The following is a 15,081-nucleotide window of genomic DNA, read 5'->3' on the forward strand; positions in this document are numbered from 1 at the left end:
GCGGTCATGCGGAAACGCCCGTTGATTCCGGGCGTTTCTGCTTGATCACTGCGGTGCGCCGGTGTCCTGCTTGGCCACCGGCCGGGGCCGGCGCCGGGCGAAGGCGGGGGCGTGCTCGGGGCGCAGGCCCACCCCGATCACATACGCCGGCAGGGCCGAAAGCCGCGGCACCGCCCTGACCGCCGCCGCCAGCAGCGCCGGCGGCGCCGGGGCCCCGCCCGCCAGGACCGGACCCACCACCCGCTTGTGCAGCACCCGCTGCAGGGCCTGGACCGCGGCGGTGGGCACCCGGCGCCGGCGCCGGACGGCGGCCAGCCGCCGGGCGGTGGCCCGCCCGTTTTTCAGCGGGCCGGCGAGCAGGGCGGCGGCGGCCACCGCGTCCTGGATCGCGAGGTTGATGCCCACCCCGCCCATCGGCGACATGGCGTGGGCGGCGTCGCCGATGCACAGCAGGCCCTCGCGGTGCCAGCGCCGCAACCGGTCCACCCGCACGTCCAGGTGCTTGACGTCGTCCATGGACACCGGCCCGGCAGGCTCCCCGCCGGGGATGTCGGGCATCAGCGCGGCGACCTCGCTGCGCAGCGCCGCAACACCGCGGGTGCGCAGGTCGGCGTCGGTGCCTTTGGGGCCGATGTAGGCCACCTGCAGGTAGCCGTCGCGGGGTATGGGCACGATGAGTTTCCCGCCGCCCAAGCGCGGGATCAGCCGCGGGGCGACGGCGCCGGGCACGGGCACGCGGAACCACCAGGCGTCGAAGGCGACCGGGTAGCGGCGCACGGGCAGCCCGCCGCGGGCCATGGACCAGCGGCCGTCGCAGGCCACGGTCACATCGGCGCGCAGTTCGCCGGGCCCCTCGGGGCCGCTGTAGGACACGCCGGCGACGCGGGCGCCGGTGTGCAGCAGGCCGGTGGCCTCGGTGCTCATGCGCAGCGTGAAGGCGGGCTCCTGGGCTGCGGCGCCGGCGAGCAGGGTGAGCAGGTCCCATTGGGGGACCATCGCGATGTAGGGGTGGGCGGCCCGCAGGCGGGTGAAGTCGCCCACGGTCAGCCGCCCTGCCCGGCCGGTGTCGAAGGACAGCCGTTCGATCCTGCTCTGGGGCAGGGCGGCGAAGCGTTCGCCCAGACCGAGCTCGTCGAGGATGTCCATGGTCGTGGGGTGGACGGTGTCGCCGCGGAAGTCGCGCAGGAAGTCGGCGTGCTTCTCCAGCACGGTGGTCTGCACGCCGGCGCGGGCCAGCAGCAGGCCCAGCATCATGCCGGCCGGGCCGCCGCCGATGATCGCGCAGGTGGTCGTCTCGCTCATCGCTGAACTCCTTTGTTCTCGATGCAGGGGTGCGCGAGCTATTTCCCCAAACGTAGAATTCCACAGACGTAGATGTCAACAGATGGGGAATTATGAGCGGGCATCACCGGCCGCCGCATGCACGCCTGCACCACCACCCACCAGGCGGAGCTAAAATTCCCCATACACAGAATTCGTGGGGAGGCACCATGGCCGCGGACGAGACCGCAGCCCAGGCGGCCCAGGCGGCTCCGGCGGCCGAGGAGGACGGGCAGAACGGCGCAACCGGACACAACGCCGGCAACGAGGCCAACGGAGGCAACGGCGGCCGGCCCGGCGGGCGCCGGCCCGGCCGCAGCGGCACCAAAGAGGCCATCCTGGCCGCGGCCCGCCGGCAGTTCGCCGCCAAGGGCTACGCCGGCGCCACCTTCCGCGGCATCGCCGCCCAGGCCGGCGTCGACCCCGCCCTGGTCCGGCACTTCTACGGCACCAAGGACCAACTCTTCGCCGCCACCCTGCACCTGCCCGCCGAGGTCCCCCACCGGCTCGGCGAAGCCTTCGACGCCCCGCGTGAAGAACTCGGCGAGCGCTTCGCCCGCGCCTACCTGGGCCTGTGGGAGGACCCCGACACCAGCGACGCGCTCCAAGCCATGATCCGCGCCACGCTGACCACCGACCAGGCCGCCGGCCTGCTGCGCGACTTCCTGCAAACCCGCATCATCCACGAGATCGCCACCCGGCTGGGCGAGGACCCCGACCGCGCCCGGCTGCGCGCCGTACTGGCCGCCACCCACCTCGTCGGCGCGGCCGTGGCCCGCCACGTGGTGGCCGTCGAACCGATCGCCTCACTCGCCTTCGACGACCTGATCGCGCTGCTGGCCCCCAACCTCCAGCACTACCTCACCGGCGACCTGCCCGAAACCCACCTTGCCTGACCGCGGCCGGGCCCGGCTCACCCCCCGCTCAGCGGCACGGCGGCCTTGAGCAGCATCTCGGCGTACTCCTCGCCCGGCACCGAATCCAGCACCACCGCCCCGCCGGCCCCCGCAGTGAGCACACCGCCGCCGCGCACGGCCGTACGGATGACAACGCTCAGATCAGCGGTGCCCTGATACGAGAAGTAGCCCAGCGCACCCGAGTACACCCCCCGCGCCGAGGCCTCCAACCGGTCGATGATCTCCATGGTGCGCAGCTTCGGCGCGCCCGTCATCGACCCGCCCGGAAAACACGCCCGCACCGCCTCGACCGGATGCACATCGCCGCGCAGCCGGCCCCGCACCGCCGAGACCAACTGGTGCACCGTGCTGTAGGACTCGGTGAACATGAACCGCGGCACCTGCACACTGCCCACCTCGCACACCCGGCCCAGATCGTTGCGCAGCAGATCCACGATCATCAGGTTCTCGGCGCGGGTCTTGGCGCCGGTGCGCAACTCCCGGGCGCGGCGGGCATCCAGCGCGGCATCGGCACTGCGCGGCGCCGTGCCCTTGATCGGCCGGCTCTCGGCATCGCCGTCGGGGCCGATCCGCAAAAACCGCTCGGGCGAGGCGCTGTGCACCGCCATCGGCCCCAACCGCAGCAGCGCCGCATACGGCGCCCGGGCCGCGCGGCGCAACCGCCGGTAGAACGCCAACTCCTCGCCGCGCGCCGCCGTGCGCAGCCGGTTGGTCAGGCAGATCTCATAGCTCTGGCCCTGGGCCAGCAGATCCAGGCACTGTTTGACATCGGTCAGGTACCCCTCGCGGCTGCGCTCCAGCAGCGGCTCCAGATCACCGCCCGGCCCGGATCCGGCACCGGGTTCGGGTTCGGGTTCGGGTTCGGGCAGCGGATGCAACCGCTCCAGCACCGCGGCGGTGCGCTCGACCCAGCCGCCGGCGCCGGGCCCCCGCGCCAGCACATAGGTGCGGCCGCAGGCGTGGTCGAGGGCCACCAGCCGGTCGCAGCGCAACCACACCGCATCGGGCTCGGCCGAGCGGTGCGCAGCCGCACCGCCGCAATCGGCCTTGAGCTCATAGCCGAAATAGCCCACATAGCCGCCGGTGAAGTCGAACGGCAACCCGCTGCACGGGCTGGGCCGGGCCGGAGTGCGCCGCCGCAGGGCCTCGAAGATCGTGCCGGGTTCGCGCCGCACCACAGGCCCGCCCGGCTCGGCCACGGCCACCCCGCCCTCGCCCACGCGGTAGGTCAGCACCTCTGCGCGGGGGCCGCCGGCATCGCCCAGAAACGAGAAACGGGCCGTGGGGCCGGCGCGGCTGCTGTCCAACCAGAAGGCATAGGGGCTATCGGCATACAGCCGGGCAAAGACCGCCTCGGCATCGGCCGCACCCGCCAAAGTCCGCACGTGCAGCGGCCCGGGCGCGGCGGGCCCACCACCCGCCGCGGCCGCGGTGCGGCGTGGCCCACCGACCGCACCGGCGCCCGGCTCCACCGCCCGCAAGGGCGGAGCGGGCGAGCGGCCGCACCCGGCCAGACCCAGGAAGTTCGCGATGAGCTCGCGCCCCAGCTCCCCGGCCACCGACTCGGGATGGAACTGCACCCCCCACCGCGGCAGCACGCGGTGCTCCACCGCCATGACGACACCGTCCTCGGCCCACGCCGTTGCCGCGAACCCGCCCGGCAGCGGTTCGCGCACCGCCAGCGAGTGGTACCGCACCGCGGTGAAATCCTGCGCCAACCCAGCGAACAGCCCCTCGCCCCGGTGGCGGATACGGCTGAGGTGGCCGTGGCGCGGCCGCGGCGCCGGCGCGACCAGACCGCCGGCCAGGTGCACCAGCGCCTGGTGGCCCAGGCACACCCCCAGCACCGGCAGCTCGGGCGCCGACGCCAGCGCCGCACCCACCAGCCCCGAATCGCCCGGGCGGGCGGGGTGGCCCGGCCCCGGCGAGACCACCGCGGCGGCATAGCCCTGCCCGCCCGCTGCGAGCAGGCGCGCATCGTCGTTGGCCACCACCTCGGGTTCGGTGCCGGCCACCGCGGCGATCAGCTGGAACAGGTTGTAGGTGTAGGAGTCGTAGTTGTCCACGAGCAGCAGGCGCATGCGTCTTCGGATCTCCGGTCGGGGCGGCCCAGACTACGGCCGCGCCCGCCGGCACCCCGCAGCCGGGACCACCCCCGGTGGTTCCAGAACGCGGATAACCCCCGATCAGTGCTGTCCGATACCCCGGTTTCGGTGCGGCGCTGAGACACTGGCCACCCCCGCACTCCCGGAAGGACCCATGCACGCCCCCTCCCGCCTCTACCGCCCTCTGGCGACCCTGATGCACGCCACCACCGACGCGGTCATCGCCGTCTCGACCGAGGGCACCGTACGCGTATGCCCCCGCGCAGGAGTCAACGGCGCCGAACGCGAGGTCTACTCCCGCGACCTGCTGCTGGCCGAAGGCGTCGTACCCACCCCCGCCGCCCTCCAGGACGTCGCCGACCGCATCACCGCCGACCTCGGCCGCAGCGGCTTCGACCTGGTCGCCTGAAACGGCCCGGCCGCCACCCCGCCCCGACGGCACCGGCCCCGCAGTCACGCCGCGGCGCCCTCCTGGCGCCCCATCGACTCCAACGTGCGCCCCTTCGTCTCAGCGACGAACCACCACACGAACACGAACGACACCACCGCGAACACCGTGTACACCACATAGGTGCCCGGCAGGCTCCAATCCCGCAAACTCGGGAACGTCACCGTCACCAGCCAGTTCGCCACCCACTGCGTCGCCGTCGCCACCGCCATCGCAGCCGCGCGGATCCGCAACGGGAACATCTCCCCCAGCAGTACCCACACCACAACACCCCACGACAGCGCGAAAAACAGCACGAACGTGCTCGCCGACGCCAGCGCCACCGCACCCCACACGAACGGCAACTGCGCCTGGTCGCCACTGACCACCGCATGGCTGAACGCATACGACGTCGTCCCCAACGCCACCGCCATGCCCGCCGACCCGATCAGCAGCAGCGGCTTGCGCCCGATCTTGTCGACCAACCCGATCGCAACAAAAGTCCCGACAATGTTGACGATCGACGTGAACAGGCTCAACAGCAGAGAATTGCTCTCCTGCACCCCCACCGACTGCCACAGCGACGCCGAATAGTAGAAGATCACATTGATCCCCACCAGCTGCTGAAACGCCGACAGCGCCATACCGATCCACACGATCGGCAACAGCCCGAACCTGCCGACCACATCGCGCAACCGCGGCCGCGTCTCACGCCCCAACGCAGCATGGATCTCCCGGATCCGGTACTCCACATCGCCGCCCTCGACCTCCGACAGCACCGCCCGCGCCCGCGCCTCGCGGCCCACACGCACCAGATAACGCGGCGACTCCGGAATCACCAGGCTCAACCCCACGTACAACAGCGCCGGAAACACCTCCACACCCAGCATCCACTGCCAGGCCTGCAACGGCCCCAACGCGTTGCTCGCACTGCCGCCCGCAATCGTCGCCAGCACGAAATTCACCAGCTGCGATACCGCGATCCCCAACACGATCGCCAACTGCTGCAGCGACGCCAACCGCCCCCGATAAGCCGGCGGCGACACCTCGGCGATATAGGTCGGCGCGATCACCGAGGCGATACCGATCGCCACACCACCGACCACCCGCCACAGGGCCAGATCCCACACCGCAAACGGCACCGCCGAACCAACGGCACTGACCGCGAACAGCAACCCCGCGACCTGCATCACCCGGATACGGCCGAACCGGTCGGCCATCGCCCCGGCCACCATGGCGCCCACCGCCGACCCCAGCAGCGCCGCCGCCACCGTGAACCCCGTCACCCCGGCACCGACACCGAACGCCGCCTCGATCGCCGGAACCGCCCCATTGATCACCGAACTGTCATAACCGAACAGGAAACCGCCCATCGCCGCCGCAGCCGCGATCAGCGTCACATGCGCAATATTGACCTCACCGGCGGACCGCGCCGCCTCAGGATCCGGGCTTGCCACACGTCCTCCTTTCCGGGCCGCCCACCCGCAGCGGCACGGCCCCCGACACAACCGGCCCGACTACAACCGCCTACACCGCACCCACCGCACCGGACGCCGCAGCGGGATTGCCCAGCGCATCCGCGGGTAGGAGTCGGCACCGCCCGCACCACCGCCAAAAAAGGGGGAACACAATGACCGACCTGCTGGAACTGCACGGCCAAGCCATGTCCGAGTTCGACCGCAGAGTCCGCGCCATCCAAGCCACCCAATGGGCCGACCCCACACCCTGCACCGACTGGGACGTCCACGACCTCCTCAACCACCTCACCGGCGAACAACTCTGGGTGCCCTTCCTGCTCGCCGGCGGCAACATCGCCGAAGCCGGCGACCGCTACGACGGCGACGTCCTCGGCGAAGAACCCGTCGCCACCTGGGAAGTCGCCGCACGCGAATCCCGCGCCGCCTGGCTGCAACCCGGCACTTTGCAACGCACCGTGCACCTGTCCTTCGGCGACGCCGACGGCGAAACCTACCTGTGGCAAATGACCTTCGACCTGGGCGTCCACGCCTGGGACCTCGCCCGCGCCGTGGGCACCGACGAAAAACTCGACCCCGGCCTGGTCGACGCCCTGCTCGACTGGCTCGGCGGGCAATCCCCCGGCGCCGGCGCCCTGTTCGACACACCCGTACCGGTCGACCCCGGCGCCGACCCCCAAACCCGGCTGCTGGCCCTGACCGGGCGCCGCACCTGAGCCCGCCGCGGCGCCCCGGCCCCGCCCGCGCGGCCGGGGCCCGCACCCAACAACCACCGTCCTCACCTCCGCTCAACGACCGCGCCGCCGCACCCCAGCGGCGCCGCACCCCCGCCCACTGCCCAACGCAACGCCCACCTACCGCCGCAACCGCCCACGCACCGGCCCCGTCCGCACAACCCCAGGCCAGAGCACCCGAGCCGGCCCCACACTGCAGGCGGCTATCCTGGTTCGCCGTGCACATCGAGATCCACCAAACCCCCTGGGACGACCCCGTCGGCGCCCGGCTCCGCCACGACCAGGAACAAGAGACCATCCAGCGCTACGGCGGCGACCTGGAAGCCGGCGAAAAACCCTCATCTGCCAACACCGCCGTGTTCCTGATGGCCACCGAAGCGGCCACCCGCGAGGTCGTGGGCTGCGGCGGGCTGCGGCGCCTCGACACCGACACCTACGAACTCAAACGCATGTACGTCGTGCCCGCATGGCGCGGCCACCGGATCGGCCAAACACTGCTGAACGCGCTCGAAGACGCCGGCCGCCAGCGCGGCGCGCGGCGCATGCGCCTGGAAACCGGCCGCGAACAACCCGAGGCCATCCGCCTCTACGAACGCTGCGGCTACCTGCCCATCCCCCGCTACGGCCCCTACACCGACTGCCCCGACAGCATCTGCTACGAACGCGACCTACACGACAAACCCTCCCCCGCCGACACCTGAACACCCCCCGAGCGCCCCAGGAGCCCGCCGGTGCCCCCACCGCCCGAACTCGTGTGGTACGCCAGCTTCGGCGCCAACATGGCCCCGCAACGCTTCACCTGCTACCTGACCGGAGGCATCCCGCCCGGCGGCAGCCGCGCCAACCCCGGCTGCCGCGACACCGCCCCGCCGCGCGGGCAGCGCGCCCTATGGCTGCACGGCGGCATCTACTTCGCGCTGGCCTCGCGCATGTGGGGCGGCGGCCTGGCCCTGTACGACCCCGACCTGCCCGGCGCCGCACCCGCCCGCGCCTACCTCGTCACCGCGGGCCAGTTCAGCGACATCGCCGCCCAGGAGATGTACCGCGGCCCCGCCTCCGACCTGGACCTGAGCGACCTGCCCCCGCACGGTCGCCGCACCCTCGGCGCGGGCCGCTACGAAACGATCGTCCACTGCGGCGACCTCGGCGGGTACCGGGGATCGAGGAGGATCGGTACAGGATTTAGCGGTAGCACTCTTCGTCACGCAGGTGACTGAGCGTGCAAGCGCGGGATTCCGTTCCGATGTTCCCCGCGGCGCTGCCCTGTCCGAGAATCGATCGTTTCTCGGACAGGCGCCCCGGACGCCGTCGGAGGGCGCCGAACCGGCCCCGGGAGTGTTGGAAAAACGTGTTGAGAAAATCGGGTGTCTAACTACTCTGAGATAACCCTTTTTCGTACACTCGGGGTATGGACACCGCTCTCGCGCTCCCCGACGATCCGCTCGCCCCCTCCCCGCCGCGCGGCGGCGGGGCGCTGGTGGGTTACGCCCGGGTCTCCACTAGCGGCCAGAAGCTCGACCGGCAGATCCGCGCGTTGGAAGAAGCCGGGTGCATCAAGGTCTTCGCCGACAAGCAGTCCGGCAAGAACGCCCAGCGCCCCGAGCTGAAAGCGTGCATGGCCTACCTGCGCCCCGGCGACACCCTGGTGGTGCCCGCCCTGGACCGGCTGGCCCGCTCACTGCAGGACCTGATCACCCTCGTGGGTGACCTGCGCCGCGAGGACATCGGGTTCCGCTCCCTGCACGAGGCCCTGGACACCACCACCCCCGGCGGCCGCCTGGTCTTCCACGTCTTCGCCGCCCTGGCCGAGTTCATCCGCGAGCTCATCGTCGAGGGCACCCACGAGGGCCTGGACGCCGCCCGCGCCGCCGGCAAGCGGCTGGGCCGCCCGCTGGCCATGACACCGGAGCAGGTCCGCCACGCCCGCGACCTGCTCTCCCGTCCCGAGAACAGCGTCTCCTCCATCGCCCGCCTGCTCGGGGTGTCGAGATCCACGCTGTACAAGCATGTGCCCCAGCTTTCCGGCGGTAGCCGCGCTGAGATCCGGGAGGAAGCATGAAGCCGACGCCGATCCAGGCCGAGAGGCGTCACGCTGGGGCGATCGCCGCTTTGCGCGATGAATGCGCGATATGGCAGCAAAACAACGGGATCGCCCAGTGGGAGCCGGGCGAGGTCACGCCGGACCAAATTAGGGGACAGATTGATCAGGGGCAGTGGTGGGTGGTGCACCACTGCCCCGGTCTGGTGGCCTCTGTCCGGGTTCTCTCCGCCGACCCAGTCGTTTGGCCCGAACCGGGGCCGGTTCGGGCGCGGTATGTGCACGGACTCATGGTCACACGTGACGCCGCCGGCCAGGGTTGGGGGCGCCGCCTGCTGGAATGGGTGGAGGACACAGCAGCGCTAGCAGGGTTTCAGGCGCTGCGTCTGGATTGCGTGGCCTCCAACTACAGACTGCGGGCCTACTACGAGCGATGGGGGTACCAGCGGCGCGGCAGAGTCACCTTTGGGCCTGAGATCTCCTGTCATCCGGTTATGCGCTACGAGAAGCGTCTGGGGTGAAGTCCGCTGTTCTAAGAGATAAGCCCGCCCCTCCCTATTCCGGGCCGCTGTCGGGGTCGCGCAGCGGACGCAACCCGGTCTCGATCTCGGGATGGGGGAAGGCGTAGGAGCCCAGGAAGTTGATGTGGTCATAGCCCAGCGGGGACAGCCGAGCGCACATGTCCTCGGTGACCGGGAACCCGTCGGCGCGCAGCCGGTTGACCGCGGCGTCGATGTACAGCGAGTTCCACCACACCACGGCGTTGAGCGCGAGCCCGAGCGCGCCGATCTGGTCCTCCAAACCCTCGCGGTAGCGCTGCTTGAGCTCGCCGCGGTTGCCGAAGCAGATCTTGCGGCCCAGGCCGTGGCGGCCCTCGGAGACGTTGAGCTGGGCGGTGATCATGCGCCGGTAGCCCTCGTCGTGCAGGAACTGCAGCAGGTGCAGGGTCTTGAAGATGCGCCCGTAGTGGGCGAAGGCCTCGCCCAGCCCGGTGGGGCGGCCCTCCCGGGAGAGCATGCGCACCAGGTCGTAGCCGCGCACCGCGCCGGTGGTCAGCGATCCGGCCACGCGCAGCATGTCCTCCCAGTGGGCGCGGATGCGGTCCAGGTGGACGGTGTGGCGCGACATCTGATCCAGGGGCCCGTAGACGGCGCGGGTGTTGGTGCGCCACAGCCTCGTGTCGGCCAGGTCGGCGATGCGCGGGGAGAACTGGTAGCCGCAGATCGCGAACAGGCCGAAGACGATGTCGGAGTAGGAGGCGGTGTCGGTGACGACCACCTCGGGCTTGTCGCCGCCGTCGCGGGCGTGGATGGCGTCCAGGATGTACAGCGAGTCGCGCAACGTGCCGGGCACCATCAGCCCGCCCAGGCCCATCACCCGGTCGTTGACCACGTTCAGCCAGGTCGCCCCGCGCTTGCGCGGCCCGAAGTACTTGGGGTTGGCCCGGGCATGCAGGTTGGTGGTGGGCACCACGAACCGCATGCCGTCGGCCGAGGCGATCAGCCCGCCGCCCCACGTGGAGACGATGCCGATGCCCGCCTGGGCCTGGATCAGGCGGGCGTTGGCCGCGCTGATGGTCTCGGCGCGCACGTAGCCCTGGTCGACCTGCTGCAGACGGGCCCGGGTGAGCGCGTCGGTGCCGGGTTTTTCCACCGGCACCAGGCCGATGTTGCAGGCCTCGGCCACCAGCAGCGCGCACAGGCTCACCCGGAAGTCGGCCATGGGCGCATCGGCGCCGGAGATGTGGGTGAACTCGCGGTCGAAGCCGGTGCGCGCGGCCACCTCCATGAGCAGCTCGGGAAATTCCAGGCGCGGCATCATCGCGTCCACCAGGGAGCGTAGCTCCTTCATCAGCGGCGGCTCGGCGGCCGCGCCCAGGGGCTCGATGCGCAGGCGGCCGCCGTCGAACTGCACGGCGGCGTTCGATCCGAGCCCGTCCAGGACGCGGTGGTACTCGGCGTCCAGGGCCGAGGCCAGCTCGGCCAGGTGGCCGGCGGGCTCGGCCTCCAGCCCCAGCGCGCGCAGCACCTTGTCCCGGGTGGCCTGCCACTGGTCCCCGTCCAGCAGGCGGGCGCGCGGGTCGCCCCACCGGTCGGCGCCGCGGGCGAAGACGTCGCGCCGCTTGAGCGCGTGGTACAGGTGCTCCACGGCGCACATGATGAAGGCGGCCTTGTCGATGCGGCCGGGCTCCAGTTCGGGGTTGGCGAAGATCGGGCGCTTCCACGTCCCGCCGGTCAGCGCGGCGTGGGCGGCGATGTCGGCGGCCCGGTAGTGCTTGCGGCTGGGCGCCATGGCCGCGGCGGTGCGCAGCGCGGCCAGCACCGGGTGCCCGGCCTCGGTGGCGTCGAAGTCGATGACCTCCAGCAGCAGCTCGATGAAGCCCTGCACGGTGCGGTAGCGCTTGACCAGCCGGGCCCGCCACTCGGCGGCCCCGTCGTCGTCCTCGGGCACCTGCTCGGAAACGGCCGCCACCGCCTCCATGAGCTTCTCGCGCGGCACCGCCTCCTCGATGGCGTTCCACACCTCCGGCAGCGACACCACCCGCTCGCCCTCGGCCTGCGGGGTGGACAGCAGCACCTGAAGGGCCGAGGCCATGCGCCGCGCGGCCGAGCGCAGGCCGGGAAGGGCGGCGAGCTTGTCCTCCTTGCCCTCGCGCACCGACCGGTTGAGCAGCCGGGAGGTGATCAGCAGGTCCAGCACGTCCAGGGCGTCGTCGACCGAGGAGGTCTCCAGGTGGCGGACGGTGGCCAGCAGGGTCGCCGTCTTGCGGTGCTCGCCCAGCTCGCGCAGGGTGGGGGCCTTGGACTTGAGCCCGTACTTGGCCAGGGCGTCCAGCTTGACGGCGGGAACGTCGGCCACCGGCACCCGGCCGGCGCCCACGCCCCTGATCCGCGAGGTGCGGTCCAGGGCCTCGACCATGCCGTGGCTGGAGGTGCGGGTGGGCTCGGTGCGCAGGTTCTCCAGCTCCGAGACGCGCTCACCGTCGGGGACGGTGAGCAGGCCGCCCATCTCCTCGCGCACCCGGTGCGGTGTGCGCTCGTGCAGGGCGGTGTGCAGCCGCTTGTTCTCCTCCTTGCGGACCTGGGAGACCAGGCGGGAGAGCACGCTCAGGCCGGGCAGCAGCACCTTGTTCTCCAGCAGGTGCATCACCGCCCGGTCGAACAGGGCCCGCGGCCCCTCCTCGGTGGCCCACACCCGCGCGGCCAGGAACGCGCGCAGGCCCTCCTCGCCGTCGGCGAAGTCGGTGTAGCCGTAGGAGTCGCGGATCTCCCAGGCGTGCTCGTAGGCGGTCTGCGAGCGCCGCCGGTATTCGTCGGCGCAGCCGGGGTCGACGCCGAGTTGCTCAGCGACGAAGCCGATCACCGGTTCGGGCACGGCCGTGGGGGCGTCGGGCTGGAAGACGCCGAGCATGCGCACCGTGCCCCACTGCAGAGCCCACCCCAGTCGGGTGGGTGGGGTGCGCTTGGCCGAGGCCGCCTTCAGGGCGGCGCTGTCCAGGCGGAAGTGCTGCTCCAGGTCCGCGACCGTGACTTCGGCGGGGAAACGGGCGTAGCGGGCGATCTGCTCATCGGAGAGGAATTCATGCGGCATGGGCCCGAACCTAGGGCCGTGCGCGGCCCCGGCTCGGCGCCGTCATCGAACCGGTGCCCAGGTCACGGATCTACCGCTAAATCCTGTACCGATCCTCCTCGACCCCCGTACCCGGTACTGACCTTCACCGCGCACTGGCCGTGCCACGCGGTGGAGGCGGCGGCGCCCGCCGCCTCCTACCTCGGGGTCATCGGCTCGGGACTGCGCGACGGCCACGCCTGGAGCGCCCGGCGCAGCGCCGCCTACCTCGCCGCCCGGCCGGGTGCCGCCGGCGTCTGGCAACCGCAGGAGGTAGCGGCACTACTGGCCGCGGACCCGCCCGCCTGAGCCCGCGCATTCAAAAAGCGCCCCCGACCCGTCCCGCCGGAGGCGCCGCCTGACCAGCCCGCGCGCGGGCCCAGGATGTGGGGTGGCAGTGCTCAGGCGTTTTCCACCTTGAACGGGTCGTGCTCGGCCAGCAGCTTGTCCAGGCGGGCCTGGTCGACCCGCCCCGAAAGGGTCGACTCGTCGTGGCGGTCGCGCACGCACTTGGCGAGCGTGAACGCCGAGGTGATCACGTAGAGCAGCCCCAACCCCAGAAACGACCGCGTCCAGGCATCCACGGGCAAAAACACGATGCCCGCCCCGAGCCCCACGGCCGAAACCCCGAAGGACAGCGCGGCCTGGACGAAAAACGCCGACGTGGTGGAAGTACGAACCGGTGCTGTGCTCATGCCCCCATCGTCGCCGCCCCGGGCTCGGGCCGAGAGAGTACGCGTACTCAATTGTCCGCGCCCGCCGCAGCGGGCAACGCGCGGACCGGGCGCCCGCCGGCGTTCCAGGGATCGTTAACCGATGGTGACGGCCACCCCCGCGCGCCCCTCAGCGGCCGTCGATGGCCGGTGCCACCGCCTCCTCCAGCACCGGCGCCAGCAACCGGGAGTAGGTGGCGGTCATGTGATGGCTATCGCGGTACACCAGCACATTGCCGATCACCGGCGGGCAGGTGTCGCCCAGGCAGAACTCGGCGGTGAGGTCGGCGACACGCACATCGGCGTCGGTCTCGCGGGCGGCGATCAGCTGTGGGTCGGCTGCCTCGAACGCCTCGTCGCGCGCCGAAGCGCAGGCGCCGGGGTCGGCGGCGTGGCGCGACACGCACTCGGGCAGCCGCGGGAAGGTCGTCGGCGTGTCGCGGATCGCCACAATGTCGCTGCCGGCGTCCTCCAACGACTCCCACATCCGCGCCATGCCCGCGGCGATCTGGGCGCGGTCCTGGTCGTCGGAGTCGGCCCCGGCCTTGTCGACCAGCGCACTGGAACTGGTGAACACCAGGTCGGGGCGCAGTTCGCCGGTCAACTCCTCGATCAGGGCGTCGTTGTAGCGGGAGCACTCCGAATAGGTGCTGTGGTTGCTGTTACTCGGCATCTCCAGGTCGGCGGCGGTGAACGCGCAGGAGGCCTTGGTGAAGGTGTGCAGCCGCCAACCGCGGTCCTCGGCGATACTGCGCACCGCCGGCACCCAGTGGGCGGCGTGGGAATCGCCCACCACGGCGACCTCGGTACCGGACTCGCCCGACCCGTACACACACGACTTCACCTCGGTGCCGGCCTGGGACACCTGGCAGTTGTCGCCGTAGACCCCGGGCAGGTCCTCGCCCGCGGCCACCGGCGAGGGGTAGATGCGCTCATCGGGCGAGCCCTCGGGCTCGGAGGTGGCCAACGCGGCCGGGCCCACGTGCACGGCCGGGTCGAACTCGGTGTTGCGCAACCACTCGTAGCGGGCGAACTGGCCCGCGGCGAGCAGCCCCACCACCAGCGCCGAGACCACGGCGAAGGCGGCGGCGCGGCGCCCGGAGACCAGCAGCCCCAGGCGGCGCACCGGATCTTCGACGGCGACCTTGGTGCCCCACGCCAGCAGCACCGAGACCACCACCGCCAAGCCCCCGGCCATCGGGGACAGGTGCTCGGACTCGGTGAGGCTGAGCGCGAACACGATGACCGGCCAGTGCCACAGGTACAACGCATAGGAGATGTCGCCGCCGAAACGCGCCGGCGCGCTGGAAAGCAGCCGGTAAGAGGAAAAACGGTCGCCGTTGCTGCCGGCGGCGATGACCGCCGCCGCGCCCAGCACCGGCAGCGCCGCCGCCCACCCGGGAAACGGGGTGGCGTCGCTGTAGGACCAGGCGGCCCAGGCGATGGCGGCCAACCCCGCCCAGCCCAACCCCCAGCGCAGCAGGGCCGGCAGGCGGAAACGGGTGGAGGCCGCGGCCACCGCGAGCACACCGCCCACCGCCAGTTCCCACATCCGGGTCTGCGGCAGGAAATAGGCCTGCTGGGAGTCGGTGGCGGTGAGCACGAGAGAAAAGGCGAACGACACGGCCAGTACCGCGCCGGTGGCCGCCAGGATCACCCGCAGCCGGCACAGCCGCCCGCCCAGCGCGGTCCAGCCGATGAACAGCAGCGGCCACAGCAGGTAGAACTGTTCTTCGACGGCCA

Annotated in this window: 14 protein-coding genes; 8 read left to right on the forward strand and 6 right to left on the reverse strand. The window is 71.7% G+C overall.

The annotated features are described in order from the left end of the window. Positions 1–45 precede the first annotated feature (45 nt). Positions 46–1,302, reverse strand: coding sequence for an FAD-dependent oxidoreductase (locus tag ACYVD5_RS13550; RefSeq protein ID WP_461001370.1), 1,257 nt, complete (start codon positions 1,300–1,302; stop codon positions 46–48). 188 nt (positions 1,303–1,490) lie between these two features. Here ACYVD5_RS13550 and ACYVD5_RS13555 point away from each other — a divergent pair, with 188 nt between their 5' ends. After that, entirely contained in the window at positions 1,491–2,216 is a 726-nt protein-coding gene (locus ACYVD5_RS13555) for a TetR/AcrR family transcriptional regulator (RefSeq protein WP_461001371.1), read from the forward strand. Positions 2,217–2,233: 17 nt separating this feature from the next. Here ACYVD5_RS13555 and pabB read toward each other — a convergent pair whose 3' ends face one another. After that, positions 2,234–4,318, reverse strand: coding sequence for an aminodeoxychorismate synthase component I (pabB, locus tag ACYVD5_RS13560; protein ID WP_461001372.1), 2,085 nt, complete (start codon positions 4,316–4,318; stop codon positions 2,234–2,236). 178 nt (positions 4,319–4,496) lie between these two features. Between pabB and ACYVD5_RS13565 the strand changes: the two genes are divergently transcribed. Continuing rightward, the gene (locus ACYVD5_RS13565; RefSeq protein WP_461001373.1) at positions 4,497–4,751 is read left to right on the forward strand and encodes a hypothetical protein; all 255 of its coding nucleotides are present in this window, start codon (positions 4,497–4,499) and stop codon (positions 4,749–4,751) included. A gap of 44 nt (positions 4,752–4,795) precedes the next feature. Here ACYVD5_RS13565 and ACYVD5_RS13570 read toward each other — a convergent pair whose 3' ends face one another. Beyond that, positions 4,796–6,226: a sugar porter family MFS transporter gene (locus ACYVD5_RS13570; protein ID WP_461001374.1), complete on the reverse strand. Its 1,431-nt coding sequence runs from the start codon at positions 6,224–6,226 to the stop codon at positions 4,796–4,798. Between the two features lie 173 nt (positions 6,227–6,399). On the opposite strand from ACYVD5_RS13570, the gene ACYVD5_RS13575 reads away from it, so the two are divergent. From ACYVD5_RS13575 to ACYVD5_RS13595, 5 genes are all read left to right on the forward strand, one after another. Beyond that, the gene (locus tag ACYVD5_RS13575) at positions 6,400–6,960 is read left to right on the forward strand and encodes a TIGR03086 family metal-binding protein (RefSeq protein ID WP_461001375.1); all 561 of its coding nucleotides are present in this window, start codon (positions 6,400–6,402) and stop codon (positions 6,958–6,960) included. Positions 6,961–7,196: 236 nt separating this feature from the next. Next, on the forward strand, positions 7,197–7,679 hold the full coding sequence (locus tag ACYVD5_RS13580) for a GNAT family N-acetyltransferase (RefSeq protein ID WP_461001376.1): 483 nt from the start codon (positions 7,197–7,199) through the stop codon (positions 7,677–7,679). A 30-nt stretch (positions 7,680–7,709) separates the two neighbouring features. Beyond that, complete coding sequence (locus ACYVD5_RS13585; RefSeq protein WP_461001377.1) at positions 7,710–8,195, forward strand: hypothetical protein; 486 nt, start codon at positions 7,710–7,712, stop codon at positions 8,193–8,195. Positions 8,196–8,386: 191 nt separating this feature from the next. After that, positions 8,387–9,037 (forward strand): recombinase family protein, encoded by a 651-nt coding sequence (locus ACYVD5_RS13590; RefSeq protein WP_461001378.1) that lies wholly within the window; start codon positions 8,387–8,389, stop codon positions 9,035–9,037. Then, the gene (locus ACYVD5_RS13595; RefSeq protein WP_461001379.1) at positions 9,034–9,537 is read left to right on the forward strand and encodes a GNAT family N-acetyltransferase; all 504 of its coding nucleotides are present in this window, start codon (positions 9,034–9,036) and stop codon (positions 9,535–9,537) included. The genes ACYVD5_RS13590 and ACYVD5_RS13595 overlap by 4 nt, the downstream gene beginning before the upstream one ends. 34 nt (positions 9,538–9,571) lie before the next feature. On the opposite strand, the gene ACYVD5_RS13600 is transcribed toward ACYVD5_RS13595, so the two are convergent. Continuing rightward, positions 9,572–12,607 carry a Tn3 family transposase gene (locus ACYVD5_RS13600; RefSeq protein ID WP_461001380.1) on the reverse strand — a complete coding sequence of 1,012 codons (3,036 nt, stop codon included), beginning with the start codon at positions 12,605–12,607 and terminating at the stop codon, positions 9,572–9,574. Between the two features lie 150 nt (positions 12,608–12,757). Here ACYVD5_RS13600 and ACYVD5_RS13605 point away from each other — a divergent pair, with 150 nt between their 5' ends. After that, positions 12,758–12,934 carry a hypothetical protein gene (locus ACYVD5_RS13605; protein WP_461001381.1) on the forward strand — a complete coding sequence of 59 codons (177 nt, stop codon included), beginning with the start codon at positions 12,758–12,760 and terminating at the stop codon, positions 12,932–12,934. Between the two features lie 92 nt (positions 12,935–13,026). Here the strand turns inward: ACYVD5_RS13605 and ACYVD5_RS13610 are convergent, their stop codons facing one another. Further along, on the reverse strand, positions 13,027–13,320 hold the full coding sequence (locus tag ACYVD5_RS13610; RefSeq protein WP_461001382.1) for a YiaA/YiaB family inner membrane protein: 294 nt from the start codon (positions 13,318–13,320) through the stop codon (positions 13,027–13,029). A gap of 148 nt (positions 13,321–13,468) precedes the next feature. Beyond that, on the reverse strand, positions 13,469–15,081 hold a 1,613-nt coding region (locus tag ACYVD5_RS13615), incomplete at its 5' end, for an acyltransferase family protein (protein WP_461001383.1).

This window comes from Streptomonospora sediminis (genome assembly GCF_054778995.1).